We start from the raw sequence: 24953 nt of genomic DNA, 5'->3' as shown, positions 1-24953 counted from the left end.
TCAGATGTTCACTCTGTCTCGCCGCGGCTTCGTCGCCGCCACGGCCGCGCTTGGCCTTCTGGCCGCGGGTTCCGGCCTTTCCTCCGCCTCGGCGGCCGAATTCACCATTGGCTACCAGACCGGCGCCGATCCGGCGAAGGTCGCGCAGGCCAGCGGCGCCTATGAGAAGGCGACCAAATCCACCATCAACTGGCGCAAGTTCGATTCCGGCGCCGACGTGATCGCCGCCATCGCCTCGGGCGACATCCAGTTCGGCTATGTCGGCTCCAGCCCGCTCGCCGCCGCCGCGAGCCGCGAACTGCCGATCGAGACCGTCTATGTCGCGGCGCTGCTCGGCGATGCCGAGGCGCTGGTCGTCCGCAACGGCGCGGGCATCGAGAAGCCGGAGGACTTCAAGGGCAAGAAGGTCGCGGTACCCTTCGTTTCCACCACGCATTATTCGCTGCTGGCGGCGCTGAAGCACTGGGGCGTCGATCCCAAGAGCGTCGAGATCCTGAACCTGCGTCCGCCGGAGATCGCCGCCGCCTTCACGCGTGGCGACATCGACGCTGCCTATGTGTGGGATCCCGCGCTCGGCAAGATCAAGGAGAACGGCAAGGTCTTCGCGTCGTCGGCTGACGTCGCCAAGTGGGGCGCGCCCACCTTCGACGCCTGGATCGTGCGCACGGACTTCGCAAAGAAGAATCCGGAGGCGGTGGCCGAGTTCGTGAAGGTGACGGCGGACTCCTATGCCGATTACGCCAGGAGCGGCGCCTCATGGACGCCGACCTCGCCGGAGGTCGTCGCTATCGCCAAGCTCTCGGGTGCCAAGCCCGAGGAAGTTCCGGACCTGCTGAAGGGCAACAAATATCCCCTGCTGAACGAGCAGCTGTCCGAAGGGCTGCTGGGCGGCGGCACGGTCGAGGCGCTGGTCGCCACCGCGAAGTTTCTGAAGGAGCAGGGCCGCATCGAGGCCGTGCTGAAGGACTACGGTCCCTATGTCAGCCGTGTGCCGGCCGAGCAGGCCGCCAAGCTGAACTGAGTTCCCGAGCGCCGCGGCTGGGTGAGAGCCCGCGGTGTACCTTGGCCCGGCACTCCTTCGTCGTCACCAAAGCGACCGAATGGATGCCGGGCCATTTTCTTCTCAGTCCGGGAGCAAGAACCATGGCACTGACGATCTTCAAGCTGGGCGTGCGTTTCCCCGCGCCGGACGGTAGCGAGACCGCCGTCCTCGACGACATCAACCTGACGATCGAGCCGGGCGAACTGGTCGTGCTGCTGGGCGCCTCGGGATGCGGCAAGTCCACGCTGCTGAACGCCATCGCCGGCTTCAACCAGCCGAGTACCGGTGAAATCTGGGTGGATCGGCGCCGGGTCGAGGGACCGGGCATCGACCGGGGCGTGGTGCTGCAGACGGACGCGCTCTACCCTTGGCTCAATGCCCGCGAGAATGTGGGCTTCGGCCTGCGCCTGCGCGGCGTGTCCAAGGCCGAGCGAGAGGCGCGCGCCGATGAGGCGCTGGCTCTCGTCGGCCTCGAGGGCAAGGGCGATCATGCCGTCTGGCAGCTTTCCGGCGGCATGCGCCAGCGTGTGAGCCTCGCCCGGGCGCTGGTCGCCGACCCGGAAATCCTGCTGATGGACGAGCCGCTCGGCGCTCTCGATGCGCTGACCCGCGAGAACATGCAGGACCTCGTGCTCGATGTCTGGCAGCGCACCGGCAAGACCATCGTCTTCGTCACGCACGGCCTCGACGAGGCGCTCTATCTTGGCAGTCGCGTGGTGGTGATCGCCGGGCGGCCCGGCCGCATCGCGCTCGATGAGCGCTCCGATCTGGGGCGCCGTGCCCTCGCCGAGGGAGCGAGCGGGCGCATCAAGTCCACCCCCGAATTCGCCGCCGCCCGTGAGCGGCTGCGGGGCGTGATCTTTGCGGGAGCCGAGCAATGAGCCATTCCACTCCCATCGCGGTACCGGATATCGCCCTGCCGCTCGTCGTCCCGTCCGAAGGCATCCCGCGCGGTGCCGAGGTCGACACCGGCACCTCCGGCTCGGGCGGACGCGCCTTCGCTGTGCCGCCGCGCCTCTGGATCTCTGCCGCGACCATTGCCGGTCTCGTCGCGTTGTGGTGGGTGGCGAGCGCCTCCGGCGCGGTGCCTGCTCTCTTTCTCCCATCGCCGCAGAGTGTGCTGACGCGGCTGTGGAGCATCGCGACGGAAGGCTTCGTCGACGCGACGCTGGTGCAGCACCTGCTCGCCAGCCTGTTCAGGGTCTTCGCCGCCCTGGCGGCTGCGCTGATCATCGGCGTGCCGGTCGGGCTGGCCATCGGCCTTTCCACCGTCGGACGCGGCGTCCTCGATCCGATCATCGAGTTCCTGCGGCCGATCCCGCCGCTCGCCTACCTGCCGCTCGTCATCATCTGGGCTGGCATCGGGGAGACGGCGAAGGTGCTGGTGATCGGCCTCGCCATGCTGCCGCCCATCGTCATCGCCACGGCAGCTGGCGCGCGCGGTGTCGAACGCAACCGCGTCAACGTCGCGCGCGCACTTGGGGCGACACGTGCGCAAGTGTTGCGCTTCGTGGTGCTACCTTCGGCGCTGCCGTCCATCCTCACCGGCACGCGCATCGCGCTCGGTGCGGGCTGGTCGACGCTGGTCGCGGCGGAACTGGTGGCGGCGACGCGCGGCGTCGGTTTCATGATCCAGTCCGCCGCCAATTTCCTCGCCACGGACGTGGTGGTGGCCGGCATTCTTGTGATCGCGGCGGTGGCGTTCGTTCTGGAGCTCGGCGTCAGGCTGCTGGAGAAGGCACTGGTCGGCTGGTCGCTGCACAGCTGAGGGCGCTCTCCACGTTTCACGCTGCCGCAACGGCAGTTTCGGCGCGCTGCGAGACATATGCGCAACACCTTGTCGCTGTTTGGCCCGCGCGGGATGGAGAGTATCCCGCGCGGGTTTAAACTGCGTGAGACGATGGTCTATCTTGCCCCGATCGGCAGGGGCGGCGATTGCAGCTTCCCAGACCGCAACGACAAAAGTCGACCAGAACGAGGGGGGATGCGATGGGAGGGCTGCTGGCCTTCAGCCGCGTCATCGACGGACTGAACGAGAGGTTCGGCCGCATCGCGGATTACTGCGTGCTGTTCGCCTGCCTCATCAGTGCCGGCAATGCCACGGTCCGCTATCTGCTCAGCTACAGCACCAACGGCCTGCTGGAGATCCAGTGGTACCTGTTCGGCGCCGTGGTGCTGCTCGGCGCGCCCTATACGCTCCAGCGCAACGAGCATGTGCGCGTCGACCTTCTCTACATGGCACTCTCGCCGCGCGGGCGGCTCTGGGTCGACACGATCGGCTTCGTGGTGGTCCTCATCCCGGCCGGTATCTACCTGACCTGGCTGAGCTTCCCCTTCTTCTGGCAGTCCTTCGTCTCCGACGAGATGTCGCAGAACGCGGGCGGCCTGATCCTGTGGCCGGCCAAGCTGCTGCTGCCGCTCGGCTTCGCCCTTCTCACCATCCAGGGCATCTCGGAGCTTATCAAGCGCGTCGCCGCGCTCGCCGGCGCGATCGAGATCGAGACCGATTACGAGAAGCCGCTCCAGTAGCGTCCAGCCGCCAGAGTCATCAGACCCGAGCCCCGAACTCCCCGAGCCGCGAGCCCTTCATGTTCTCCTATGGCGTGATGCCCCCGCTGATGTTCGCCGGCATGATCTGCTTCATGATCATCGGCTTCCCGGTCGCCTTCTCGCTGATCGCGGTGGGTCTGTTCTTCGGCTCGCTCGGCATATTGACCGAGCACTTCCACCCCAGCTTCCTGCAGGCGCTGCCGCTGCGCTTCTACGGCATCATCTCCAACGACCTGCTCCTCGCCATCCCGTTCTTCACCTTCATGGGCGCGATCCTGGAGCGCTGCGGGCTTGCCGAGGACCTGCTGGAGGGAACCGGCAAGCTCTTCGGCCGGGTGCCGGGCGGCCTCGCCTATGCGGTGATCGTGGTGGGCGCCATTCTCGGCGCCATCACCGGTACGGTCGCGGCCTCGGTCATTGCCATGGGCGTGATCTCGCTGCCGGTGATGATGCGCTACGGTTACGACCAGAAGCTGGCCACGGGCGTCATCGCCGCCTCGGGCACCATCACCCAGCTCATCCCGCCGTCGCTGGTGCTGATCGTGCTCGCCGAGCAGCTCGGCAAGCCGGTGGGCGACATGTATCTCGGCGCCATCGGCCCGTCGCTGCTGCAGGTGCTGATCTTCCTCGCCTATGTCTTCGTGCTGTCGCTGATCAAGCCGAACCACATGCCGCCGCTTCCGCCGGAAGCGATCGGGGAGGGCGGCTGGCCGCTGATCAAGCAGGTGCTGTGGGGTATGATCCCTTCCATCGTGCTGATCATGCTGGTGCTCGGCACGCTCGCCATGGGCCTTGCCACGCCGACGGAAGCCGGCGCGATGGGCGCCGTGGGCGCCATCGTGCTGGCGGCCATGCACCGTCGTCTCACCTGGGACCTCGTCCGTCAGGCCATGGCCTCGACCATGCGGCTGACCGCCATGGTGGTGTTCATCCTCATCGGCGCCACCGTGTTCAGCCTGGTCTTCCAGGGCATGGACGGCGCGCTGTGGATCGAGCACATGCTCGCGCAACTGCCCGGTGGCCGGATCGGATTCCTGATCTTCGTCAACATCTTCGTCTTCTTCATCGCTTTCTTTCTCGACTTCTTCGAGATCGCGTTCATCATCGTGCCGCTGCTCGTGCCGGTGGCGGTGAAGCTCGACATCAACCTCATCTGGTTCGGTGTGCTGCTCTGCGTGAACATGCAGACCGCCTTCATGCACCCGCCCTTCGGCTTTGCGCTGTTCTATCTGCGCGGCATCGCGCCGAAGTCGATCCGCACCTCGCAGATCTATTGGGGCGCGATCCCGTGGCTGCTGATGCAGCTCATTCTCGTGGTGGTCGTGATCATGTGGCCGGAAGCGGTGACCTACTGGATCAGCGCCGGCCCGACGGTCGATCCGGCGACCATCGAGCTCAACATTCCCCAGATGGAGCCGCCGACGCTCGACATGGGGCCACCCCAGTTCTGAGGATGGCCCCGGTCGCGTCGTTCAGAAGGCCGGACGGGCGGTGAGGCGGGAGCCGCGCACCGCCGCCAGGCCGGCCAGCACGAACAGGACCAGCACGATTCCCTCGGCGATGGCGAAGGGAGGCTCCGACTGGGTCGGCGCCAGCGCGTGCAGCACGGGGATCTTGGCAAAGGCTTGCGCGACGCCGACGAAGACCAGCAGCCAAAGGCTCGTCACGACGCCGGCCACATAAACGGCGTTCCACCGCCCCGCGCGGTGGAAATGGTAGCGGGCCGGCACGATCACGGTGAGCACGAGGAGCGCTGCTAGACCGACGATGTGCGATGGTAGCACCCCGTTGAAGGGGAAACCGAAGCCTGTCGCGCTGGTGCCGAAGGCGGTGGCGAGGAAGATGGCCGTCCACATCGGACGGTCGCGTCCGGCAATGAGGTCGAGCAGCACCACGAAGCCGGTCGCGATGGCGATCAGGCTCAGCCAGGTGTGGAACCCCGTCCAGGTCGTCGGATCGAACATGGCATGCGCTCCCCTTGTTGCGGGCGAGAATTCGCCCATCTGCGCTGCCGCCCGACGCGGAAGCGCCCCTGCGGCCGCCAAGACTGGCGGGCTCGCGACGTTTTGATGATATCGATCATTTTTGTCGGGGCCAGCGTCGGCGCCGGCTCGCGGGCCATAATGGGTCTTCGGGTGGGTGCCTGTTATCGATTTCATCCGGCCTGTGTCTTCCGGCCAATAGGGCTGAGCGGCTTTCTGGGGCATAAGGCCAGCCCGCCTCACTTCCTGCCTTCTTCCAATGCATGGACATCGCATGAGCACGCCCGCGCCCGCGCCGGAGAATCCCCATCCCGGCATGGGATTTCGTGAATTCGTGCTGTTCATCGCCGGTCTGATGGCGACCAACGCCATCGCCATCGATTCCATGCTGCCGGCACTGCCCGAGATTGGTCATTCGCTGGCGATCGACACGGCCAATCACACCCAGCTCATCGTCACCGCCTATCTGCTCGGCTTTGGCTCCGCGCAGCTCATCTACGGCACGCTGGCGGATCGTTTCGGGCGCCGCGCCGTCCTGCTGTTCGGCCTCGCTCTCTACACGTTGGCCTCGGTGGGGGCGATCTTTGCCGGTACGCTGGAGGTGATGCTGGCGGCGCGCGTGCTGCAGGGCGTCGGCTCGGCGTCTACGCGCATCCTCGCCATCACCATCGTGCGCGACTGCTATTCCGGCTCGCACATGGCACGAGTGATGTCGCTCGCCTTCCTCGTTTTCCTGTCGGTGCCGATCCTCGCCCCCTCCATCGGGCAGGCCATCATGCTGGTGGCGCCGTGGCGGGCGATCTTCCTCATGCTCTGCCTGCTCGGCGCCGTGCTGTTCTTCTGGACGCTGACGCGTCTGCCCGAGACGCTTCACCCGGAGGACCGTTCGCCGATCTCCCTCGCCGGCGTCTCCCACGCTTTCGGGCTGATCGTCCGCAGCCGCGTGACGGTGGGCTACATGCTGGCCATGACCATGGTGATGGGCGGGCTGTTCGGCTTCATCAACTCGGCCCAGCAGGTGTTCGCCGACGCCTTCGACGCGGCCGAGCTGTTCACGCTGATCTTCGCGCTTATCGCCGTGTTCATGGCGGCCTCGTCGCTGGTCAATGCCCGCATCGTCGAGAAGCTCGGCATGCGGCGCGTCTCGCATGCGGCGCTCGCCGGCTATTTTCTGGTCACGGTGGTGCATGCCGCCGTGGTGCTGGCGGGCGTGGAGACCATCTGGACCTTCTCGGTGCTGCAGGGGGCGATGATGTTCTTCTTCGGCCTCATGGTGTCGAACTTCAACTCCATGGCGATGGAGCCGGTCGGGCATGTGGCGGGCACCGCATCCTCGGCGCTCGGCTTCGTCAGCACGGTGGGAGGCGCCCTGTTCGGCTTCGCGATCGGCCAGCGTTTCGACGGCACCACGCTGCCGCTCACCATGGGCTTTGTGGTACTCGCCTGCGGGGCGGTGTTCTTCGTGCTGGTGGCCGAGCGCGGCCGGCTGTTCCGCGCGGACATGCGCGTTTCCGACACGGCGAACTGATCGCGGATCGTTGCGAGCCGACGGCGTCGGTCAGGTGCCGGCCGGCGCGACAGGTGACTTGGCGTCTGCCGTCTTCGAGGCGTTCTCGTGGCGTGGAGCCAGCCGGCGTGCGGTTGGAGACTGGGCGAACTCGACGATCAGAGCGCCGAGTTCGGGCTCGTCCACCAGCAGCGCGGCATCCTCGGCATTGATCCACATCTGCGCCCGTTCGTGGCGTTCGGGCCAGTCGGAGAGCTGGCGGCGGACGGCCAGTGGATAGACCGAGACCTTGACCAGTGCGAAATGCGTTTCCAGCCGCTTCCAGTAGCGGTACTGGCCGATGCGCTTGCGGCCGATATCGCCGATCACGCCGGCCTCCTGCCGCGCCTCGATCTGCGCCGACTTCCAGTCCTTGCGGTTCTTCATCGGCCAGCCCTTGGGAATCACGACGCGGTGGGTCTCACGCGAAGTCATCACCAGGATATCGACCCCGCCGTCTTCCGTGATCCGAAAGGGAAGGGCCGCGACCTGCTCCAGGGGGCGTCCGTCAGCCAGATGCCGCTTCTTCTGTTTATCTTTGGCCATGGCTGCTAATGTAGTCTGCCTCGCGCAAATAGCGATGGATTTCGCCGTTCTTCCCTGCCGATCACCCTGGTCATGACGACGGAACTTATCCTGCTCGCCTGGACGCTGGTTCTTGCCTTGGTGCAGGTATTGTTGCCAGCCTTTTTCCGCAACCGTGAGACGGGCATTGCGTATAATGCAGGTCCGCGCGACGAGGCGGGTCCTCCCGTCGGCGTGGTCACCGGGCGGCTGCGGCGCGCGCAGGCAAATCTGTTCGAAACGCTGCCGGTCTTCGCCGCCGGCGTGCTCATCGCACATCTGGCGGACCGGGAAGGCACGCTGACGCTCTGGGGTGCCGGGCTCTATTTCGGCGCCCGGCTCGTCTACGTCCCGCTCTATGCCTTTGGGGTGCCCTATCTGCGCTCCCTGGCGTGGCTGGTCTCGCTCGGCGGCGTGGTGATGATCCTGTTCGCCGTACTCAGTCCGGCCTGATCCCGGGAGGCCCTGCCATGTCCGTCGATTTCGCTTCCTTCGACTTCCTCGTCGTGCCCGGCCGCGAGAACGCGCCGGCGGAGCATTGGCAGTCGCACTGGCTCGGCGCCTTTCCGAATTCCACCCGGCTGATTCAGGAGAACTGGAGCCAGCCGGAAGTCGCGGCATGGACCGGGCGGCTCGATCGCGCGGTCGAGGCCGCTCCGCGCCGCGTGGTGCTCATCGCCCATTCGGTGGGCGTGGCGACGGTGGTGCGTTGGACAGCGGCACGGCCGGAGCTGGCGAAGACCAAGGTCGCGGGAGCCTTCCTCGCGGCGCCGACCAATGTCGACGATCCCGATCCATCCTTCGACGTGGTGCGCAATTTCGGGCCGATGCCGCTCGCCCACCTGCCTTATCCCGCACTGGTGGTCGCCTCGCGCGACGATCCGCGCGTGCGCCCGGCGCAGGCGCGGACCTTCGCCGAAGCGTGGGGCGCGGATTTCGCCGATGTCGGCGAGTTCGGCCATATCGGCAGCGCCGCGCGGCTCGGCATCTGGCCGACGGGACTGCTGCTGCTCGGCGGGCTGCTGGGGCGGATCTAGGCGGTTCGCGGCACGGTGGCCGCGACGGCTAGTGCTGGGCGAGGATCTGCGCGAGCGCCTGGGCCACCTGCCTGGTCACGCGGCGACGGTAGCGCCGGTGAACGAGCTGGCCGTTGTGATAGACGTCCTGCTCGACATAGAGATCGGTACCGTCCCAATGGAGGATGTTGTCGGACTCGGTGGTCTCGATCACGCCAATCTCCGGGATCAGGGTCCCTTCCGGCGCCGGGATGCTCATGTGTTTCCTCCTGCGACAGCGTGGAGCGCTTCGGCCCCAGCGCCGCCGATGATAGCCGAGCGCCGGGCGAATGGAATCGCCGTCTTCGGGGATCAGGAATTGGGCGTAGGCTGATCCGCTTCGTTCGCTCCGTTGGCGCTCTCAATACGTCCGCGGCGCTGGAGAAGGAGCGCCACGAACCAGCACAGCAGCGCCCAGGCGCTGCCGGCGCACCAGCCGGCGATGACGTCGGTCGGCCAGTGGACGCCGAGATAGATGCGACTGAGGCCCACCATGAGCGTGAGCCCCATGGCGACAGCCAGCACATAGGCCTTGATCCGACGGCGGCTTTCCGTCCGCACGATCAGCGCGCCGAGGGTGAGATAGGTCACGGCGGCCCCCATGGCGTGGCCGCTCGGAAAGCTCAGCGTCTGCACGTCGACGAGATGGGCGACGAGGTCCGGGCGCGGCCGCTCGAAGCCGAGCTTCAGCAGGTAGCTCGCGATCCCGCCGCCGGCGGTGGCGACAAGCACGAACAGCGCCGCGGCACGCTTGCGGTCCACCACGAGAAACCCCACCACGACAAGCGTGATGAGCGTCAGCACGGTGGTGCTGCCGAGCGCGGTGATGTCGCGTATGGCGCCTTCCAGCCAGGGCGGACCCAGCGGGTCGGCCGGATCGCCCGGCGTGCGGAAGGCGAGCAGGACGGCTTCGTCGAAGGCGTGGGTTTCGCCCTCCACGACCTCGTCCGCGATGAGCGCGAAGACGAGCAGCCCGAGCGCCGCGCCCATGAGGGCGACCAGCGCGCTCAGTTCGGACAGGACCCAGCGCGGCAGGTCCCGCAGTCGGTGAAGCAGCGGTTCCCGGGAGGGGGGAGGGGCGAGGTCCGGCATCTAACAAAAGCTCTGCAGGTGGCAACAGGTGGCACGTCCCGAGGAGTACCCCGTCTCCTACGGGAACCGGAAGGGGCGTTGGCGTGTTCCCCTTCGGCATCGGAGGGAGAAGCCTATGCTGAAGGGTGGAATCCTGTGGCTGATCGGCATCCCCCTGCCGATCATTATCCTGTTGTGGCTGTTCGGCTATCTCAGTTGAACGCGCCACGGACCACGATGCCGGAAAATCGGGCGGGCGCGGCATCGTCACGCATGGTGCGGCATTCCCCCAAGGCTTTTCGGCGCTAGTGTCCGTGATGGCGCGTCCGCCATCGGCGAGAGGTTCGCGGTTGTTCTATGAATCCTGTCGGTAGCCACGATCCGGCGCTGGTGGCGCTGTCGATCTTGATCGCGGTGGCGGCGTCCTACACGGCGCTGGACCTCGCCGGACGGGTGTCTCCGGCGCGCGGCACGGTGCGCAATGGCTGGCTGGCCGCAGCGGCGCTCGTGCTCGGTGGCGGCATCTGGGCGATGCACTTCATCGCCATGCTCGCCATGCATGTCGGCATGCCCATCTCCTACGATCCGGGGTTGACGATCCTGTCCTTCGTCGTCGCGGTCGTCGCGACCGGTATCGCCCTCTACGCGGCCAGCCACGTCGCTGTGGGGCCGAGAGTCGTCAGTAATGGCCGCATCCTGCTGAGCGGCATCTTCATGGGACTCGGCGTCGTCGGGATGCACTATACCGGCATAGCGGCCCTGCGCATGCCTGCCGTCATGACGCATGATCTTGTCTATGTGGGTGCGTCGGTCGTGCTGGCGATCACGGCGTCCACCGTGGCGATCTGGCTGGCCTTCCGCCGGCACTCGATAACGCAGCGCGCCATTGCGGCGCTGGCGCTCGGCTTCGGCATTGCCGGCATGCACTACGTCGCCATGATGGGAGTGACGCTCGCGCCGCACGAGGGAGGTCATGTTCCTCTCGATGGCCTCGATACCGTCGATCTCGTCATCGTGGTCACTGCCGCGACCTTCACCATCTTCATCGCGGCCTTGCTGGCCGCGATGTACGACCGGCGCTTTGCGGTGCTGGCCGAGCGGGAGGCGGCGATGTGGCGCGAGAGCGAGGAGCGCTATCGCATGCTCTATCGCCGTACGCCGCTGCCTCTGCATTCGCTGGACGCCGACGGCTGTATCGCACAGGTGAGTGATCGCTGGCTCGACATGCTCGGCTATCGGCGGGAGGAGGTGGTGGGGCGTCCGCTGACGGATTTCATGACGCCGGATTCCACACGCCGGCGCCTGGAGGAGCACTGGCCGCGCCTGCTCGGCACGGGGGAACTGCGCGAGGCGGAATACCGCCTGATCACCCGGGACGGGCGGGTGCTCGACTGCGTTCTCTCCGCCGTGGCGGAGAAGGATGCCGAGGGACGCCTCACCAAGACGCTCTGCGGGCTGATCGACGTCACCGAACGCCGCGCCGCGGAGGAGGCGCTCCGGCAGGCGCAGAAGCTGGAGGCGGTCGGTCAGCTCACCGGCGGCATCGCCCATGACTTCAACAACCTGCTCGCGGTCGTGCTCGGCAATCTCGAACTCGCCACCAAGAGGGCCCCTGATGACGCGCGCCTGCTCGCCCTGCTCGACAATGCGATCCAGGCCGCGCAGCGTGGGGCGGCTCTGACCCAGCGCATGCTGGCCTTCGCCCGTCGGCAGGACCTGCAGCCCGAGCCGGTGGACGTGCCCGACCTCGTGCTCGGCATGGCGGAACTGTTGCGCCGTTCCATCGGGCCGAGCGTGCGCATCGAGACGCGCTTTCCCCTCGGCCTGCCGCGTGCCCGGGTCGATGCCAACCAGCTCGAGCTCGCGCTGCTCAATCTGGCGGTGAACGCCCGCGACGCCATGCCGGATGGCGGCACAATCACCATTGCCGCCCGGGAAGAGACGGTGGGGCCATCCGATGACGAAGCGGATGCCGGCTCCTTCCGGCCGGGGCGCTATTTCTGCCTGTCGGTGTCGGATAGCGGCACCGGCATGGACGAGGAGACGCTGGCGCGGGCCACGGAGCCGTTCTTCACCACCAAGGGGGTCGGCAAAGGGACCGGCCTCGGCCTTGCCATGGTCCATGGGCTCGCGGCCCAATCGGGCGGAAAGCTGTCGCTGGACAGCCGCCTGGGGCAGGGCACGACGGCGACGATCTGCCTACCGATCGCCGAGGCCATTGCGGCACCGGTCGCCGAACCCGCCATGGCGGCCGAGGACGACGATGGCGTGCCCGCCGGCGAGACAGGCAAGCAGCGTGTGCTCGTCGTCGACGACGATCCTCTCGTCCTCTCCGCCACCGCCGCGATGCTGGAGGACCTTGGCTGCATGGTCCGCGAGGCGTCGTCCGGATCGGAAGCGTTGGCGCTGCTCGAGGCCGGGGAGGGCTTCGACGCGGTGCTTACGGACCAGGCGATGCCGGGCATGACCGGCGTCCAGCTCGCTTCGGCCATTTCGGTCCGCTGGCCGGCGCTGCCGGTCATTCTCGGCACCGGCTATGCCGAGCTTCCGCCGGACGCCAAGGCCGGCATGCTACGGCTCGGCAAGCCCTTCAGCCGCGAGACCCTGCGGCGTGCGGTGATCGCCGCCACGCGCGGCCAGACGGACAATGTGGTGCCGCTGACCCGGCTCGGGTGAGTCGACCACTGACGCCGCCATCGGAATATTGTGTACTGGCGGTGACATTCGACGTTCGAATGACTATATCAGACACGTCCGGGGGAGCCTCGTCAGGAGGCTGAGAGGCCATCGGCGCGCGAGCGGCATGGCGACCCTTCGAACCTGATCCAGTTGAGACTGGCGGAGGGAGGAGTGAATGCTGTCCCCGCACGATGAAACCACCGCAACGCCGTGCACGGCCAACGCCATGCGCGTGAAGATCGTGGGCGCCGGCGTTGCCGGGCTCACCTGCGCCCATGCCTTCGCCCGGCGCGGCGCCGAGGTCACCATCGTCGAGCGCAAGGCCGGCTCCGGGCAGGGCTGCTCCTGGTATGCGGGCGGCATGCTCGCCCCGTGGTGCGAACGCGAGAGCGCCGAGCCGATCATCGCCGAACTCGGCTTCGAGTCGCTCGATTACTGGCGCGAGGCGGTGCCCAACGTACCGAAGGAAGGCAGCCTGGTGCTGGCGCAGCCGCGCGATCTGCCGGACCTTCGCCGCTTCTCGCGGCGCACCGAAGGGTATGAGTGGATTGACGACACGCGCATCGCTGCGCTGGAGCCGGATCTCGAAGGGCGCTTCGACCAGGGCCTGTTCTTTCCGACCGAGGCGCATCTGGAGCCGCGCAAGGCGCTTGCGGCGCTGACCCGCAAGCTGGTCGACGAGCACCACGTGACCATCCGCTACGAGGCGGAGGGCTTCGAAGGCGATGACGCCGCCGATGTAGTGGTCGACTGCCGCGGGCTCGCGGCGCGCGATCAGCTGGAAGATCTGCGCGGCGTGAAGGGCGAGATGCTGGTGCTCTATTCCACCGAGATCGCCCTCAAGCGTCCGGTGCGGATGCTGCACCCGCGCATCCCCGTCTACATCGTGCCGCGCGGCGACGGGCATTTCATGATCGGGGCCACCTCGATCGAGAATGACGAGCGCGGCCGCGTCACCGGACGCTCCATGCTGGAGCTGCTGTCGGCGGTCTATGCGCTGCATCCCGCCTTCGGCGAGGCCGAGATCGTCGAGATCGGCGCGGATGTTCGCCCGGCTTTCCCGGACAACCTGCCGCGCCTGCGCCGGCGCGGGAACACGATCTATGTGAACGGTCTCTACCGCCACGGTTTCCTCGCGGCGCCGGCGCTGGCCCGCCGCGCGGCGGAACTGGCGTTCGACGGGACGCATTTCCCGGAGGTCATGGATGAAGATCATCGTGAATGGTGAGGCGGCCGATACCCGTGCCGGCACGCTGGCCGCTCTGCTCGCGGAGCTCGGCCTCGGCGACGCCATCGTCGCGACGGCCGTCAACGGCGCCATGGTGCGGGCGGTGAAGCGCGAGGCGACGCCGATCGCCGACGGCGATAGGGTGGAAATCCTCGCCCCGATGCAGGGAGGCTGAGATGGACGCGATGACGGAAAAGACGGCTCACGCCGACACGGTCGAGTTCTACGGCGCCAGGGTGAATTCGCGCCTGCTGCTCGGCACCGCGCAGTATCCCTCGCCGGCCATCCTCGCCGAGGCGATCCGGGCTTCGGGCACGGAGATCGTCACCGTCTCGCTGCGCCGTGAATCCGGTGTGGCGAAGTCCGGCCAGAGCTTCTGGCAGATCATCCGCGACCTCGGCGTGAAGGTGCTGCCCAACACGGCCGGCTGCAAGACGGTGAAGGAAGCCGTCACCACGGCCGAGATGGCGCGCGAGCTGTTCGGCACGCCATGGGTGAAGCTGGAGGTGATCGGCGAGGACGACACGCTGCAGCCGGACGTTTTCGGGCTGGTCGAGGCGGCGCGCATGTTGGTGCGCGACGGCTTCCAGGTGTTTCCTTACACGACCGAGGACCTCGTGGTGGCGGAGAAACTGATTTCCGCCGGCTGCGAGGTGCTGATGCCATGGGGTGCCCCCATCGGCTCCGGGCGCGGACTGAACAACCCTTACGGCCTGCGCTCGATGCGCGCGCATTTCCCCGGCATTCCGCTGGTGGTGGATGCCGGCGTCGGCGTCCCCTCCCACGCGGCGGCGGCGATGGAGATGGGCTATGACGCTGTGCTACTGAACACGGCGGTCGCCAAGGCCGGCGACCCGGTGCGCATGGCCCGTGCCTTCGCCCGCGCCATCGAGGCCGGCCGCGAGGCGCTGATCGCCGATCCCATGGAGGTGCGCGACATGGCGGCGCCCTCGACGCCCGTTATGGGCCGTGCCGTGCTGGGCCAGTGAGCCGGGGCAGAGTGATGAAGCTCGATCCGTTCTATCTCATCGTCGACCGTGCCTCCTGGCTGCCTCGCCTGCTGCCGCAGGGCGTGAAGCTGGTGCAGCTGCGGGCCAAGGATCTGGAGGAGCCGGAGCTCCGGCAGGAGATCGCGACCGCGCGGCAGGTCTGCGAGCGCTACGGCGCGCAGCTCATCGTCAATGACTACTGGCAGCTCGCCATCGAAGAGGGCTGCGATTTCGTTCACCTCGGCCAGGAAGACCTCGCCGCCGCCGACGTGCCGGCGATCCGCCGCGCGGGCTTGAAGCTCGGCATCAGCACCCATGACGAAGCGGAGCTGGAGGCGGCGTTGCTGGCCCGGCCCGATTATGTGGCGCTGGGCCCGGTCTATCCGACCATTCTCAAGAAGATGCGCTGGGCGCCGCAGGGGCTGGAGCGTGTGAGCCAGTGGAAGGCGCGCGTCGGCGACGTGCCGCTGGTCGGCATCGGCGGGCTCACCATCGAGCGCGCGCCCGGCGTGCTGCAGGCGGGCGCGGACAGTGTCGCCGTCGTCACCGACGTGCTGCTGAACGACAATCCTGAACGCCGCGCCCGTGAATGGGTGCTGGCGACGCGGGAACTCGCCTGACGCTTGGTCATGAGGCCGTGGCCGGGAAATCTCCCGGCCACGGCCCGTGCTTGTCTCAGCCGGCGGATGGCGCGAGCGTGCGCTGGCGCAGCAAGCTGGCGAGCTTGGCCATCTCGGGCGGAGGCTCTCGTTCGATGCGTCCGTAATCGCGGCCATCCGGCGTGCGGCGGAACAGGCCGAGTTCCACCAGTTCACGGCGCAGCAGAGCATAGTCGCCGAAGGTGTGCTGTTCGTTCAGCAGCTCGTTCATCCGCCGTTCGGGGAAAGAGACCCCGCTCGGCAGGCGCGACCATAGCAGCCACAGGCACAGCACCTGCTGGTTGCGCTTCTTGGGCCAGCGCAGGAGGCGCCCTTCCACGTCGAACAGCCGCAGCGCCTTCTCGCAGCGCGCATGATCCGGCGGGAGAGCGGGTGCCATGGGGCTTTGCGACAGGCGATCACGAGCCTGCGCATCCGCGCGCAGATGCTGGAAGTTGCGGAAGCCGGCACCGCGCGCCAGCAGGTTCAGCAGTTCGACATGGCCGGGCGCGCGGTCCAGCGCGGCGATGCCGTCGCGCAGGGTGCGGGCGAGCGCGGAAATGTCCGGCGCCTCATAGGCCAGAACGGTTCTGGGCATGACCTATCCTCGTTTGGTGCCATTCCGCGAGGAATTGTCGGGGTTGCCGTCTTGCGACCGGGCACAAGGACAAGTGCAGGGTACGGAAATGAGCAGGTTTAGCTCCCCTTGCGGGGCGGCAACGCCTCGGTGAACTGCAGACCGTGGCCGAGGCATAAGCGAAGGGCCGCCGGAAGTCCAGCGGTGTGCCCGACCACTGGGTGCCCGGGCTAAGCCCGGGCATGACGTCGTGAACGGGGAGGGGACGTCCTTACTCCGCCGCCGCGCTCACGCCGCCGCCGAAGGTGCGTTCCATTTCGCGCCGCAGGCGCACGGTCGGGCTGTCCTTCACCTCGACATCCGCCCAGCCGACGATCTCGCCCTCGGGGATGTCACGCTTGAGCGCCACGTGGTGGGCGAGGCCGATGGGCAGGCCGCCCTTCGCCAGCGAGGTGGCGGCGGGAAAGAGCTTGCCCCACACCGTGAAGCCGCCTTCGCCGTCCAGCATCTCGCCGGCCTTCAGCGGACGCTTGGCGACCGCCACCACATCGCCGTTGAACGCCTCGGTGACGCCGGTCGGTTCGCCCCGCAGCGCGGCGGAGGCGACACTGACGCCGAGTTCCAGCCCGATGAGATGATAGGGGCGGTAGAGCGCGGTGTAGCGGCCCGACGGGTCCGTCACCACGCCATATTCCTTGAAGCAGCGGCGGGCATAGTCGCCCCGTGCGCTCGGGTCGGCCTCGAACACCACATAGACGCCCCAGCGCAGATCGCGGAACACCGGGCGCCCGTCACGCTCCAGCGAGGAGACCGTCTCCACCGTGCCGGAGTGTTCCAGAATGCCCCCGCGCTCGCGCGGGCGCAGCACGGTGGCGAGATCGTCGACGCCGCAGGGCGGGAACAGCAGGCCGTCCGAAGGCGCCTTCAGCCCCGCCGCATTGGCGATCGCCGCCATTTCGATGGACGACTTGGTGCCGTCGGCGAAGGAGTTGAACATCTGGGCGTTCATGCCGCCTTGCGCAGCCTGCTCGACGGTGAGGCCGTAGAGATCCCAGATTGTGTCCGGCGTCGAGCGGTGGAAGCTCGGCAGGTACTTCGTGCCCTTGCCGGCGGCGACCACGCTGAAGCCACAGGTGCGCGCCCAGTCCACCATCTCGCAGACCAGCGCCGGCTGGTCGCCATAGGCCATGGAGTAGACCACGCCGGCCTTGCGGGCGCGCTCGGCCAGCAGCGGGCCGACCAGCACGTCGGCCTCGACCGTCACCATGACGATGTGCCGCCCGTGCTCGATGGCCTTCAGCGCGTGGTGCGCACCGGCGGCGGGATTGCCGGTGACTTCCACCACGACGTCGAGCCCGTCGGCCGAAATCAGAGCGTCGGCATCCTCTGTGAGCACGGTGCGGCCGGTGCGCAGCGCCTCGGCGAAGGACGGGGCGACGGCAGCCGCCACGTCCCAGCCGGTCGCTTCCAGTGCAGCGCGGGCACGCGGCACGGAAAGGTCGGCGATTCCCAGCAGATGCAGCCCCGGCGTGGTGCGCAACTGCGACAGGAACATGGAGCCGAACTTGCCGGCGCCGATAAGGCCGACACGGATGGGGCGGCCTTCGTCGGCGCGCGCCTTGAGCATGCGGGCGAGATTCATGGGCGTGTTCCTTCCCTGGCGTTGTCCGGCGGACCTTTGGTGTCCGCTCTTGTCTTCGGCCGATGCGGGTTTGGCGCCCCGCACCGTCGTGTGTTCAGCCGGCCACCGCTCGGCCCTTGCTCCGCGGCGCGGATGTCTTCGGTGCCGCAGCCTTCGGGGCGGTCTGAGGCGGGGCGGGATCCTGCGCGGCATCCTCTGCCGTCCTCAGCGCCAGAATGCGGTCGGCGAGGGTCGGCGAGGCGCCGTTCGCGGCCGGAGCGTGGCTGGCCAGCAGGACGTCGATGGGCGAGCCTGGACCTTCCAGCCGTGCCGTCAGATGGGCGACCTCGGCGGCGATGTCGCTGATGCGCTCACGCAGCAGCGCCGTGTCGTCGGCCTCGTCCCGGGAGGAGACGCCGCCCGCGGGCGTGGCGGGGACGGTGGTGGCGAGGGACAGGAGATGGTCGAGCTGCTGTTGCAGCCCGGCCCGGTCGTCGCGCGCCTTGGCGAGCGCGTCGTCGAGCATAGCCTTCTCGGCGCGGAGCATCTCGATGGTGTCGGCGGCCTCGCGTGCCAGCGCCTCGGCTGTCCGCTGCGCCTGCCGCGCGTCGCCGGTGAGGCGGCTCGCCTCGGCTTCGGTGGCGGCGCGCGCCTGCTCGGCTTCCAGCGCGCGTGCTTCCAAGGCAGCAACCTGCGCGGTGAGGGCGGCGCGCTCGGTCCTGAGAGCGGCTGCCTCGCGATCGAGCGTCGCCAGCCGCGCCTCGGTGTCGGCGAGCTGCTCCCGCAACTGGCGATTCTTCGTGAGTTCGACGGAAAGGCTCTCGGAGGTCGTGCGCAGCGTGTTGCGCTCGGTCGTCAGATGCGTGTTGGTCGCCGCCAGATTGCGGTCGAGCTCGCCGATCCGGTCCTTCAGCGTGTCGCGCAGGGTGGTGAGCGCCACGTGGTCGATCTTGAACTCGTCTTCGCGGGCACTGGTCTCTTCCAGCGCGATGCGGGTCTCGGCGAGATCGGCGCTCGTGGTCTGCAGGGCGGCGCGGGTCTCCGCCAGATCGCGGGAGTGGATGTCGAGCTCGCTGGCCAGCCGGTCGCGCTCGGCGGTGATCGCGCTGTGCTCGGTCTGAAGCGCGGTCAGTTCGCCGGCCAGGCGGTCGATCGTCTCCTGACGCGTCCGCAATTCCTCGGCCTGGCGCGTCACATCGGTCCACTGGGAGGCCGCACGGTTCTGGAGCTTGTTCACCTCGAGTTCGAGGCGACGCACATCGACCGCGAAGATGGCGCGCTGCTCGTCCTTGTCGGCCTGGACTTCGGCGACCGAAACGGGAATGGCGCCCTCGATGCGCTTGCGCGTGAGACGCACGGCGCGGCGCCACACGGCGGGAAGCGCCAGCAGCGCCAGCAACGTCGCCGTCAGGAAGCCAATGGCGGCATACATGATCGCTTCGATCATGCGGAGTCTCACCTCAAACGCGGCATGTCCGCCCGGAGCGGGCCGGACGGCAGCTTACGGACCATAGGTTACAAATACCGAAACGGCCGGGCCAGCCCGACCGGGCGCCGGTGCCTCGGTGTGGCGTCAGAAGGGGTTCCAGGTCGAGTTGGGAGTGAACTTCAGGTAGCCGATATTGGCGCCGAGGCGCACGCCGACACCCGAACGGATCGGCACCACCACCACCTTGTCGGCGGCCAGGGCGGTCATGCCGAAGCCGGCGACGAAATAGGCCGAGCCGGAGATGCCACCGAAGCGGCGGAAGATGTCGCTGATGGAATTGAGGTTGTACACGAGGATCATCGTGCGGGCGCCGTCGCCGCCGAAATCCCAGCCGAGCGAGGGACCCTGCCAGTATACCTTCACGTCGCCAGCGTTGCGGGTGTAGAGCGTGCCTTCGCCATAGCGCAGGCCGCCGACAAAGGCGCCGGAACCCTCCTGGCCGAGGATGTAGCCGTTGGGCTGGCCCCACTGGCTCACCGCTTTCTCGATGGAGAGGGCGAGGCCCCGCGACACCTCGCCGAAGAAGCCGTGCCCGCGCTGGACGAGCTCGTCGGACGAGTAGGTCGGGTTCGATTGGGCACGGGCCGGCATGGCGGCAAAGGGGAGGGTGGCAAGAAGGGCGAGGCAGGCAGCAAGGGCGCGCAAGGTCGGCATCGTCGGTCTCGCGTTGGATCTCATCAAACGGGGACGGAGCCCGAGACGGGCCCAGAATCCGACATCCCCACACCAAACATCAAAATCGAACCTATCATTAGCACGGAGTGCGACCTTAGGAAGGCGCGTCGAGCCGGCGAAAGGCTGGTTCCGCTGCGAATGTGATCCTCAGGTCGCGGCGCCGCGGGCGACAAACCCCGTCACACGATAGCTTTCCGCGGTGCGGCCATAGGGCAGGGGCGTGCCGTCCGGACGGCGCACGCTGCCGCCCGCCGCCCGTACCAGAGCATGGCCGGCGGCCACATCCCATTCGCATACCGTGCCGAGTCGCGGGTAGATGTCGGCGCGCCCTTCCGCGACGAGGCCGAATTTCAGCGCGGAACCGCAGCTGATCCGTTCGGCGATATCGAGTTCGGCAAGCAGCGCCTCCGTTCCCGGATCGGGATGCGACCGGCTGGCGACGGCAACAATTCCTCTCTCCGGCATCGGCCGGCAATGGATCGGCGACCAGGAGGACGGATCGGCGACCGGGCCGGCGGCGAAGGCCGCGCTCGCTGTCCCGGTCACGGCGCCCGCATAGAGCTTGCCGACCGCCGGGCCGAGGACGATGCCGTGCGTCGGCACGCCGTTTTCCACAAGCCCGATATTCACCGTGAACTCGCCGCTGGAGCCGACGAACTCACGCGTGCCGTCGAGCGGGTCGACGAGCAGGAAAGTGCGGGAAGGCGCCTCGCCCTTGCCCTGGGAGACCGCTTCCTCGGCGATCACCGGCACACCGGGCAGGATACGGGCGAGCTCGCCGCGCAGCAGCTCCTCGGCGGCGAGATCGGCAGCGGTAACGGGGCTCTGGTCGGCCTTGGCGTTCACCGTCAGGCCCTCGGCGCGGATGCGCAGGATCACCTCGCCGGCCTTCAGCGCGGCATCGGCGAGGGCGGCCAGAAGGGAGAGATGCGGCGGCAGGTGGGCGGTCGGCAGGGACATCGGGGAGGAGAGCTCTCGGTGTTCGCGCGAGGTTGGCGTCGCTGGGGGCGCGGTGTATCACAGCCCGCACGCCGGCTGCACATTTTGCGGCCGATTCGCCTGAAAAACACCGCAAGGGATGCGATGACGACCGCCATCGACCTCGACAAGCTCGATCTTGCCGCCCTCCTGTGTTCGCGCGTGTGCCATGACGTCATCAGCCCGGTCGGCGCCATCGTGAACGGGCTCGAGGTGCTCGACGACGAGGACGACCCGGCCATGAAGGCCTTCGCTCTCGACCTCATCGCCAAGAGCGCCAAACAGGCTTCCGCCCGGCTGCAATTTGCCCGCCTCGCCTTCGGAGCGGCCGGCTCGGCCGGGGCGCAGATCGACACCGGCGACGCGGAAAAGGTGGCGCGCGGCTTCATCGAGGATGATCGCACCAGCCTCGAATGGCAGGTGCCGCGCGTGCTCGCGCCGAAGAACAAGGTGAAGCTCCTGCTGAACCTGCTGATCGTCGCCACCTCGACCATCCCGCGCGGCGGGCGCATCGCCGTCGAAGCGACGGGGGAGGGCGAGGAAGGCGGTTTCCGCCTGCGTACCGAAGGCAGCCATTCGCGCATTCCCCCGCATCTGGTCGGCCTGCTGGCCGGCGAGGCGCCGGAAGGCGGCGCGCTCGACGCGCATGCGATCCAGCCGCATTATACGGGCCTGCTGGGGCGGGCGACCGGCTATGGCTTCAATCTCGCGCATGAGGGCGAGGCGGTGACCATTCTGGTCGAGCGTGCCTGACGCGATCTCCCGCAGCGTCATTTTCAGAAGACATTAACCGATCGGTGGACAATCTGGCGTGCAGGCCGAAAGGCGTGCGCGTTGTGTTCCAGTATTGCCGGTCACCCATGTTCCCCGTCGATTCCCTGACCGCCGCCCCGCGCGGATCCGTCCCGAACGACGCGGCCTTTGCCGCCAAGCCCTTTCGCGCTTCCGGCGCCCTGCGCGCCGAGATGCTCCGGTCTGAGCCTCCGCGTCCCGCGCCGGCGCGTGTCGATGTGCTGGCCTTCTCTTTCCATGGCATGCGATTCGCGTTGCCGGCCGCCCATATCGTCGATGTGATGACGGTTTCCGGCGCGCGCTGGGAGCGTCTCGTCGCCATGTCCGCCACGGGTACGCTGGGTGCCAGCGGCCTGCCGCTGATCCGGCTTGCCGCCCGCATGGGCTTCGCCGCGGACGCCGCCAACCGGCCGGTGCAAGGCGGGCTGGTGCTGTTCGGCACCGCCGGCAAGGTGCGTGCGACCGTGCTGATCGACGACGTGCCGACGCGCGTGTCCGCGGGGGTCGAGACCATGCCGGCGAGCTGGCGCAGTCGCTTCAGCCCCTGCGAGGACATGATCGACGGCGTGGCCCTGCTGCCGGACGGAGCGCAGGCGGCGATGATCGACCTGCCGCTCGGCGTCAACGCGCCGCGGGCCGCCGTGGCCGGTGCTCCCGAGCGGGACACCGCCCATCTGCTGGTGCGGGCGGGACGGGCGCAACTCGAAGCCGTGCGCATTGCCGCCGTTCGGGATCTGAGGCCGCTCGACGAAGTTCCGGGGCTGGCGGTCCTTCCGTCCGCCGCTCTCCCGCGTGGCCGCCAGCGCATGCTGCTCGAATTCGGCGGCCAGGGTGACGTGGTTGCCGTCGACGAGGTGGTGGGTCTCGCGCCGCAGGGCCGCATCGAGCGCGTCGGGAGCCTGCGCTTCCTTGCCACGCCGACCGGCCGCTACCGGCTTCTGGAGCCCGGCGGCACCCAGCCTGCCCGCGCGGTGACAAAGCGCGTGCTGGTGACGGCGCCGGAAGATGCCGGGCGCTCCGCGCTTCGCGACCTCGTCCGCTCCATGGGCCATGAGGTGTCGCTTGCCGACGATCCGCGCGCGGCGCGGCTGGCAGGCGGGCGTTTCGATGTGATTCTGTTCGATCTTGACGCCTATGAGGATGTGCGCGCCGGGGGCGTCGAGGCGACGGACGGTGCGCAGCGCATCGGCCTTGCGGCCGGCGCTCTTCCCGCCGCGCCGCGCGGCTTCGCGCGCGTGGTTCCGGCGGGCGACGCCGTCGCGCTGGCGCTGGCCCTGCTGCGGCGCGCCTAGAAGCGAGCCCACCGATCACAGCTGCGCCATCCGTGCTTTCCACGGCTGTGCCGTGTCCTGGGGCCTGATAGGCTTCTGTCCGATATCGCCCCCGGAATCCATGCATGGCCCTGTTGAAGATTTTCCGCGTGCTTCTGGCGCTTCTCGCGCTGGGCTCGGCCATGGCGGGCGCGGCATCGGCTTCGGCGGCGATGGCGAAGCGTTCCACCCCTTGCCACGAGTCGGCGATGTCGGCTGCGGGGGAGGGGCATGCGGCGGCGGGTCATGTTGCTCCTGCGAGCTTGGCATCTGCCAAGGGATCGGAAGGAACCCTCCATCCGCCCGCTTCGGATGCGGTGCGTCTTCACCTGTGCTGCGTGTTGAGCCAGCTCGTGGCATCGCCGTTCACCGTGCCCGCTATCGTACCGCCAGTCTCGCGCGTCGTAGCGCTTCTGCCACCGGTCGGGGCGGCCCTGTCCGGCCTGACGTTGGCGACGCCGGTGCCCCCACCCCGAGCCGTCTGATCCCCGTTCGACGCGCGGCCTGTCACGGCCGCACCTTTGCGATCCGATGGAGAAAGATATGAAGAACATCACCCGTGCGGCCCTGATCGCCGCCAGCCTTGCCGTGCCTTCGCTCGCCTTCGCCCAGGGTATGCCCATGGGGCAGGACCATATGCAGCATGGGAACATGCCGATGGACCACAGCGCTCATATGGGCGACGGCGCCTCGACCAAGGCCTTCGAGGAAGCCAACAGCCGCATGCACGAGGGAATGGCGATTCCGTTCTCCGGCAACGCGGATGTCGACTTCGCCCGCGGCATGATTCCCCACCATCAGGGGGCGATCGATATGGCGAAGATCGAGCTGCAGTACGGCAAGGATCCGGAGCTGCGGAAGCTGGCCGAGGAGATCATCAAGGCGCAGGAGGGCGAGATCGCCTTCCTGAAAGCCTGGCTGGCCAAAAACGCGAAGTAGGCGGACCTGAAGTATCGTCATGGCCGGGCTTGTCCCGGCCATGACACCATGCGGGTGGCCTCAGACAGGCCGACAGCTGCCGGAGAGATGCCGCAAAACAAAAACCCCGCCGTGTGGCGGGGCTTCAGTTGGGCCGGCGCCACCTGGCGCCTTGCCGCTCGGGATGTCGTCCGGCTCTCAGGCCGAGATGCGCTGTTCCTGCTCGCCCATCTCGCGCAGCACGTAGCCGCGGCCCCAGACCGTTTCGATGAAGTTGTGGCCCTGGGAGGCGTTGGCGAGCTTCTTGCGCAGCTTGCAGATGAAGACGTCGATGATCTTGAGTTCCGGCTCGTCCATGCCGCCATAGAGATGGTTGAGGAACATCTCCTTGGTCAGCGTGGTGCCCTTGCGCAGGCTGAGGAGCTCCAGCATCTGGTACTCCTTGCCCGTGAGATGCACGCGGTTGCCAGCGACCTCGACCGTCTTGGTGTCGAGGTTGACCACCAGATCGCCGGTGGTGATGACCGACTGGGCGTGCCCCTTCGAACGCCGGACGATGGCGTGGATGCGGGCGACCAGCTCGTCCTTATGGAATGGTTTGGTGAGATAGTCGTCGGCGCCGAAGCCGAGGCCCTTCACCTTGTCCTCGATGCCGGCGAGGCCGGACAGGATGAGGATGGGCGTCTTCACCTTGGCGACGCGCAGTCCCTTGAGGACATCGTAGCCCGACATGTCCGGCAGGTTCAGGTCCAGCAGGATGATGTCGTAGTCGTAGAGCTTGCCGAGATCGACGCCTTCCTCACCGAGATCGGTCGTGTAGACGTTGAAGTTCTCGGACTTGAGCATCAGTTCGATGCTCTGCGCGGTCGCGCGGTCGTCCTCGATGAGCAAGACGCGCATGCCAATCCCCTTCCCTCGCCATGGCCCCGGGGGTTTCAGCGCTCAATCGGACGACTCCGGACCGAACGTGACCCCTCCCGCGCCCGGCCCGACACACTGATTCGTTACTTCGTGAATTAGGGGTAACAAAAACCGATTCCCGGGCACAAGCGGGGACACGAAATTTCTTCGAGTCTTCCCGCAAGAAGCTGGTCAGGAAGCGGAATTCATCAGCCTGATCATTGAAGTCGAATCTTAGAAAGTATGCCTAAGTGAGTCAGTCGACTCCGCTTTCGCGGTTTCGTCTGTCACACCGGACGATGCCGCGATCATTAACGAGCCCGGTAAACAAATCGTTTCCATCCAGCTG

Annotated in this window: 27 protein-coding genes and 1 riboswitch; of the genes, 17 read left to right on the top strand and 10 right to left on the bottom strand. The window is 67.7% G+C overall.

Annotated features, from left to right (window positions below; translation table 11 throughout):
- Positions 1–4: 4 nt before the first annotated feature.
- From tauA to STARVERO_RS10855, 5 genes are all read left to right on the top strand, one after another.
- The gene (gene tauA / locus STARVERO_RS10875) at positions 5–1021 is read left to right on the top strand and encodes a taurine ABC transporter substrate-binding protein (RefSeq protein ID WP_159598862.1); all 1017 of its coding nucleotides are present in this window, start codon (positions 5–7) and stop codon (positions 1019–1021) included.
- A gap of 122 nt (positions 1022–1143) precedes the next feature.
- Positions 1144–1923 (top strand): taurine ABC transporter ATP-binding protein, encoded by a 780-nt coding sequence (locus STARVERO_RS10870; protein ID WP_159598861.1) that lies wholly within the window; start codon positions 1144–1146, stop codon positions 1921–1923.
- Positions 1920–2810, top strand: coding sequence for an ABC transporter permease subunit (locus STARVERO_RS10865; protein WP_159598860.1), 891 nt, complete (start codon positions 1920–1922; stop codon positions 2808–2810). Before STARVERO_RS10870 ends, STARVERO_RS10865 begins: the two co-directional genes overlap by 4 nt.
- A gap of 221 nt (positions 2811–3031) precedes the next feature.
- The gene (locus STARVERO_RS10860) at positions 3032–3571 is read left to right on the top strand and encodes a TRAP transporter small permease subunit (RefSeq protein ID WP_144342129.1); all 540 of its coding nucleotides are present in this window, start codon (positions 3032–3034) and stop codon (positions 3569–3571) included.
- Positions 3572–3630: 59 nt separating this feature from the next.
- Positions 3631–5043, top strand: coding sequence for a TRAP transporter large permease (locus STARVERO_RS10855; protein WP_144342130.1), 1413 nt, complete (start codon positions 3631–3633; stop codon positions 5041–5043).
- Positions 5044–5064: 21 nt separating this feature from the next.
- Here STARVERO_RS10855 and STARVERO_RS10850 read toward each other — a convergent pair whose 3' ends face one another.
- Positions 5065–5556, bottom strand: coding sequence for a hypothetical protein (locus STARVERO_RS10850; RefSeq protein ID WP_159598859.1), 492 nt, complete (start codon positions 5554–5556; stop codon positions 5065–5067).
- A 292-nt stretch (positions 5557–5848) separates the two neighbouring features.
- On the opposite strand from STARVERO_RS10850, the gene STARVERO_RS10845 reads away from it, so the two are divergent.
- Entirely contained in the window at positions 5849–7102 is a 1254-nt protein-coding gene (locus tag STARVERO_RS10845) for a multidrug effflux MFS transporter (protein ID WP_244616730.1), read from the top strand.
- Between the two features lie 30 nt (positions 7103–7132).
- Here STARVERO_RS10845 and STARVERO_RS10840 read toward each other — a convergent pair whose 3' ends face one another.
- On the bottom strand, positions 7133–7555 hold the full coding sequence (locus STARVERO_RS10840; protein ID WP_244616899.1) for an NUDIX hydrolase: 423 nt from the start codon (positions 7553–7555) through the stop codon (positions 7133–7135).
- A 183-nt stretch (positions 7556–7738) separates the two neighbouring features.
- Here STARVERO_RS10840 and STARVERO_RS10835 point away from each other — a divergent pair, with 183 nt between their 5' ends.
- Positions 7739–8137, top strand: a complete 399-nt coding sequence (locus tag STARVERO_RS10835; protein ID WP_159598858.1) for an MAPEG family protein — start codon at positions 7739–7741, stop codon at positions 8135–8137.
- A 17-nt stretch (positions 8138–8154) separates the two neighbouring features.
- On the top strand, positions 8155–8721 hold the full coding sequence (locus STARVERO_RS10830) for an RBBP9/YdeN family alpha/beta hydrolase (RefSeq protein WP_144342132.1): 567 nt from the start codon (positions 8155–8157) through the stop codon (positions 8719–8721).
- A 28-nt stretch (positions 8722–8749) separates the two neighbouring features.
- On the opposite strand, the gene STARVERO_RS10825 is transcribed toward STARVERO_RS10830, so the two are convergent.
- Together STARVERO_RS10825 and STARVERO_RS10820 are read right to left on the bottom strand one after the other, a co-directional pair.
- Complete coding sequence (locus tag STARVERO_RS10825) at positions 8750–8959, bottom strand: hypothetical protein (RefSeq protein WP_144342133.1); 210 nt, start codon at positions 8957–8959, stop codon at positions 8750–8752.
- Positions 8960–9051: 92 nt separating this feature from the next.
- On the bottom strand, positions 9052–9831 hold the full coding sequence (locus STARVERO_RS10820) for a phosphatase PAP2 family protein (protein WP_200837775.1): 780 nt from the start codon (positions 9829–9831) through the stop codon (positions 9052–9054).
- A 336-nt stretch (positions 9832–10167) separates the two neighbouring features.
- Here STARVERO_RS10820 and STARVERO_RS10815 point away from each other — a divergent pair, with 336 nt between their 5' ends.
- The 5 genes from STARVERO_RS10815 (at position 10168) to STARVERO_RS10795 (ending at position 15326) form a co-directional block, all read left to right on the top strand.
- On the top strand, positions 10168–12486 hold the full coding sequence (locus STARVERO_RS10815; RefSeq protein WP_159598857.1) for an MHYT domain-containing protein: 2319 nt from the start codon (positions 10168–10170) through the stop codon (positions 12484–12486).
- 70 nt (positions 12487–12556) lie between these two features.
- Positions 12557–12674: riboswitch (TPP riboswitch) on the top strand.
- A gap of 41 nt (positions 12675–12715) precedes the next feature.
- Positions 12716–13717 carry a glycine oxidase ThiO gene (thiO, locus tag STARVERO_RS10810; RefSeq protein WP_159601715.1) on the top strand — a complete coding sequence of 334 codons (1002 nt, stop codon included), beginning with the start codon at positions 12716–12718 and terminating at the stop codon, positions 13715–13717.
- Entirely contained in the window at positions 13695–13892 is a 198-nt protein-coding gene (gene thiS, locus STARVERO_RS10805) for a sulfur carrier protein ThiS (RefSeq protein WP_144342135.1), read from the top strand. Before thiO ends, thiS begins: the two co-directional genes overlap by 23 nt.
- Before the next feature lies 1 nt (position 13893).
- Positions 13894–14706: a thiazole synthase gene (locus STARVERO_RS10800; RefSeq protein WP_159598856.1), complete on the top strand. Its 813-nt coding sequence runs from the start codon at positions 13894–13896 to the stop codon at positions 14704–14706.
- Between the two features lie 14 nt (positions 14707–14720).
- Positions 14721–15326, top strand: coding sequence for a thiamine phosphate synthase (locus STARVERO_RS10795; protein ID WP_144342137.1), 606 nt, complete (start codon positions 14721–14723; stop codon positions 15324–15326).
- Between the two features lie 55 nt (positions 15327–15381).
- Here STARVERO_RS10795 and STARVERO_RS10790 read toward each other — a convergent pair whose 3' ends face one another.
- The 5 genes from STARVERO_RS10790 to cysQ form a co-directional block, all read right to left on the bottom strand.
- The gene (locus STARVERO_RS10790) at positions 15382–15942 is read right to left on the bottom strand and encodes a DUF2087 domain-containing protein (RefSeq protein WP_159598855.1); all 561 of its coding nucleotides are present in this window, start codon (positions 15940–15942) and stop codon (positions 15382–15384) included.
- Positions 15943–16192: 250 nt separating this feature from the next.
- Positions 16193–17563: an NAD(P)H-dependent oxidoreductase gene (locus tag STARVERO_RS10785; protein ID WP_159598854.1), complete on the bottom strand. Its 1371-nt coding sequence runs from the start codon at positions 17561–17563 to the stop codon at positions 16193–16195.
- A gap of 94 nt (positions 17564–17657) precedes the next feature.
- Positions 17658–18989 carry a coiled-coil domain-containing protein gene (locus tag STARVERO_RS10780; RefSeq protein ID WP_200837773.1) on the bottom strand — a complete coding sequence of 444 codons (1332 nt, stop codon included), beginning with the start codon at positions 18987–18989 and terminating at the stop codon, positions 17658–17660.
- A gap of 126 nt (positions 18990–19115) precedes the next feature.
- Positions 19116–19685, bottom strand: a complete 570-nt coding sequence (locus STARVERO_RS10775; protein ID WP_144342140.1) for a DUF1134 domain-containing protein — start codon at positions 19683–19685, stop codon at positions 19116–19118.
- A gap of 168 nt (positions 19686–19853) precedes the next feature.
- A complete protein-coding gene (gene cysQ / locus STARVERO_RS10770) occupies positions 19854–20666 on the bottom strand; it encodes a 3'(2'),5'-bisphosphate nucleotidase CysQ (protein WP_144342141.1) in 813 nt (270 codons plus the stop codon).
- Positions 20667–20789: 123 nt separating this feature from the next.
- On the opposite strand from cysQ, the gene chpT reads away from it, so the two are divergent.
- The 4 genes from chpT (at position 20790) to copM (ending at position 23725) form a co-directional block, all read left to right on the top strand.
- Positions 20790–21437: a histidine phosphotransferase ChpT gene (gene chpT, locus STARVERO_RS10765; protein ID WP_144342142.1), complete on the top strand. Its 648-nt coding sequence runs from the start codon at positions 20790–20792 to the stop codon at positions 21435–21437.
- 293 nt (positions 21438–21730) lie between these two features.
- Positions 21731–22768, top strand: a complete 1038-nt coding sequence (locus tag STARVERO_RS10760) for a DNA-binding transcriptional response regulator (protein ID WP_244616729.1) — start codon at positions 21731–21733, stop codon at positions 22766–22768.
- Positions 22769–22872: 104 nt separating this feature from the next.
- Positions 22873–23271, top strand: coding sequence for a hypothetical protein (locus STARVERO_RS10755; RefSeq protein WP_159598852.1), 399 nt, complete (start codon positions 22873–22875; stop codon positions 23269–23271).
- A gap of 58 nt (positions 23272–23329) precedes the next feature.
- Entirely contained in the window at positions 23330–23725 is a 396-nt protein-coding gene (gene copM, locus STARVERO_RS10750) for a CopM family metallochaperone (protein ID WP_144342145.1), read from the top strand.
- Positions 23726–23902: 177 nt separating this feature from the next.
- Here copM and ctrA read toward each other — a convergent pair whose 3' ends face one another.
- Positions 23903–24604, bottom strand: a complete 702-nt coding sequence (gene ctrA, locus STARVERO_RS10745) for a response regulator transcription factor CtrA (protein WP_144342146.1) — start codon at positions 24602–24604, stop codon at positions 23903–23905.
- Positions 24605–24953 lie beyond the last annotated feature (349 nt).

The organism is Starkeya nomas, from assembly GCF_902703545.1.
Classification (GTDB): Bacteria; Pseudomonadota; Alphaproteobacteria; order Rhizobiales; family Xanthobacteraceae; genus Ancylobacter; species Ancylobacter moscoviensis.
The sequence above is the reverse complement of the archived record's forward strand: the minus strand, read 5'-3'. Positions and strand labels throughout refer to the sequence as shown.

Bases quoted from the DNA above. Each gene is read 5' to 3' on its own strand.
- STARVERO_RS10785 (WP_159598854.1), bottom strand. From the start codon at position 17,563: ATGAATCTCGCCCGCATGCTCAAGGCGCGCGCCGACGAAGGCCGCCCC.
- STARVERO_RS10835 (WP_159598858.1), top strand. From the start codon at position 7,739: ATGACGACGGAACTTATCCTGCTCGCCTGGACGCTGGTTCTTGCCTTG.
- tauA (WP_159598862.1), top strand. From the start codon at position 5: ATGTTCACTCTGTCTCGCCGCGGCTTCGTCGCCGCCACGGCCGCGCTT.
- STARVERO_RS10855 (WP_144342130.1), top strand. From the start codon at position 3,631: ATGTTCTCCTATGGCGTGATGCCCCCGCTGATGTTCGCCGGCATGATC.
- STARVERO_RS10800 (WP_159598856.1), top strand. From the start codon at position 13,894: ATGGACGCGATGACGGAAAAGACGGCTCACGCCGACACGGTCGAGTTC.
- chpT (WP_144342142.1), top strand. From the start codon at position 20,790: ATGACGACCGCCATCGACCTCGACAAGCTCGATCTTGCCGCCCTCCTG.
- STARVERO_RS10820 (WP_200837775.1), bottom strand. From the start codon at position 9,831: ATGCCGGACCTCGCCCCTCCCCCCTCCCGGGAACCGCTGCTTCACCGA.
- ctrA (WP_144342146.1), bottom strand. From the start codon at position 24,604: ATGCGCGTCTTGCTCATCGAGGACGACCGCGCGACCGCGCAGAGCATC.
- STARVERO_RS10815 (WP_159598857.1), top strand. From the start codon at position 10,168: ATGAATCCTGTCGGTAGCCACGATCCGGCGCTGGTGGCGCTGTCGATC.
- copM (WP_144342145.1), top strand. From the start codon at position 23,330: ATGAAGAACATCACCCGTGCGGCCCTGATCGCCGCCAGCCTTGCCGTG.
- STARVERO_RS10775 (WP_144342140.1), bottom strand. From the start codon at position 19,685: ATGCCGACCTTGCGCGCCCTTGCTGCCTGCCTCGCCCTTCTTGCCACC.
- STARVERO_RS10780 (WP_200837773.1), bottom strand. From the start codon at position 18,989: ATGATCGAAGCGATCATGTATGCCGCCATTGGCTTCCTGACGGCGACG.
- STARVERO_RS10830 (WP_144342132.1), top strand. From the start codon at position 8,155: ATGTCCGTCGATTTCGCTTCCTTCGACTTCCTCGTCGTGCCCGGCCGC.
- STARVERO_RS10825 (WP_144342133.1), bottom strand. From the start codon at position 8,959: ATGAGCATCCCGGCGCCGGAAGGGACCCTGATCCCGGAGATTGGCGTG.
- STARVERO_RS10845 (WP_244616730.1), top strand. From the start codon at position 5,849: ATGAGCACGCCCGCGCCCGCGCCGGAGAATCCCCATCCCGGCATGGGA.
- STARVERO_RS10860 (WP_144342129.1), top strand. From the start codon at position 3,032: ATGGGAGGGCTGCTGGCCTTCAGCCGCGTCATCGACGGACTGAACGAG.
- STARVERO_RS10755 (WP_159598852.1), top strand. From the start codon at position 22,873: ATGGCCCTGTTGAAGATTTTCCGCGTGCTTCTGGCGCTTCTCGCGCTG.
- cysQ (WP_144342141.1), bottom strand. From the start codon at position 20,666: ATGTCCCTGCCGACCGCCCACCTGCCGCCGCATCTCTCCCTTCTGGCC.
- STARVERO_RS10840 (WP_244616899.1), bottom strand. From the start codon at position 7,555: ATGACTTCGCGTGAGACCCACCGCGTCGTGATTCCCAAGGGCTGGCCG.
- STARVERO_RS10795 (WP_144342137.1), top strand. From the start codon at position 14,721: ATGAAGCTCGATCCGTTCTATCTCATCGTCGACCGTGCCTCCTGGCTG.
- STARVERO_RS10870 (WP_159598861.1), top strand. From the start codon at position 1,144: ATGGCACTGACGATCTTCAAGCTGGGCGTGCGTTTCCCCGCGCCGGAC.
- STARVERO_RS10865 (WP_159598860.1), top strand. From the start codon at position 1,920: ATGAGCCATTCCACTCCCATCGCGGTACCGGATATCGCCCTGCCGCTC.
- thiO (WP_159601715.1), top strand. From the start codon at position 12,716: ATGCGCGTGAAGATCGTGGGCGCCGGCGTTGCCGGGCTCACCTGCGCC.
- thiS (WP_144342135.1), top strand. From the start codon at position 13,695: ATGAAGATCATCGTGAATGGTGAGGCGGCCGATACCCGTGCCGGCACG.
- STARVERO_RS10790 (WP_159598855.1), bottom strand. From the start codon at position 15,942: ATGCCCAGAACCGTTCTGGCCTATGAGGCGCCGGACATTTCCGCGCTC.
- STARVERO_RS10850 (WP_159598859.1), bottom strand. From the start codon at position 5,556: ATGTTCGATCCGACGACCTGGACGGGGTTCCACACCTGGCTGAGCCTG.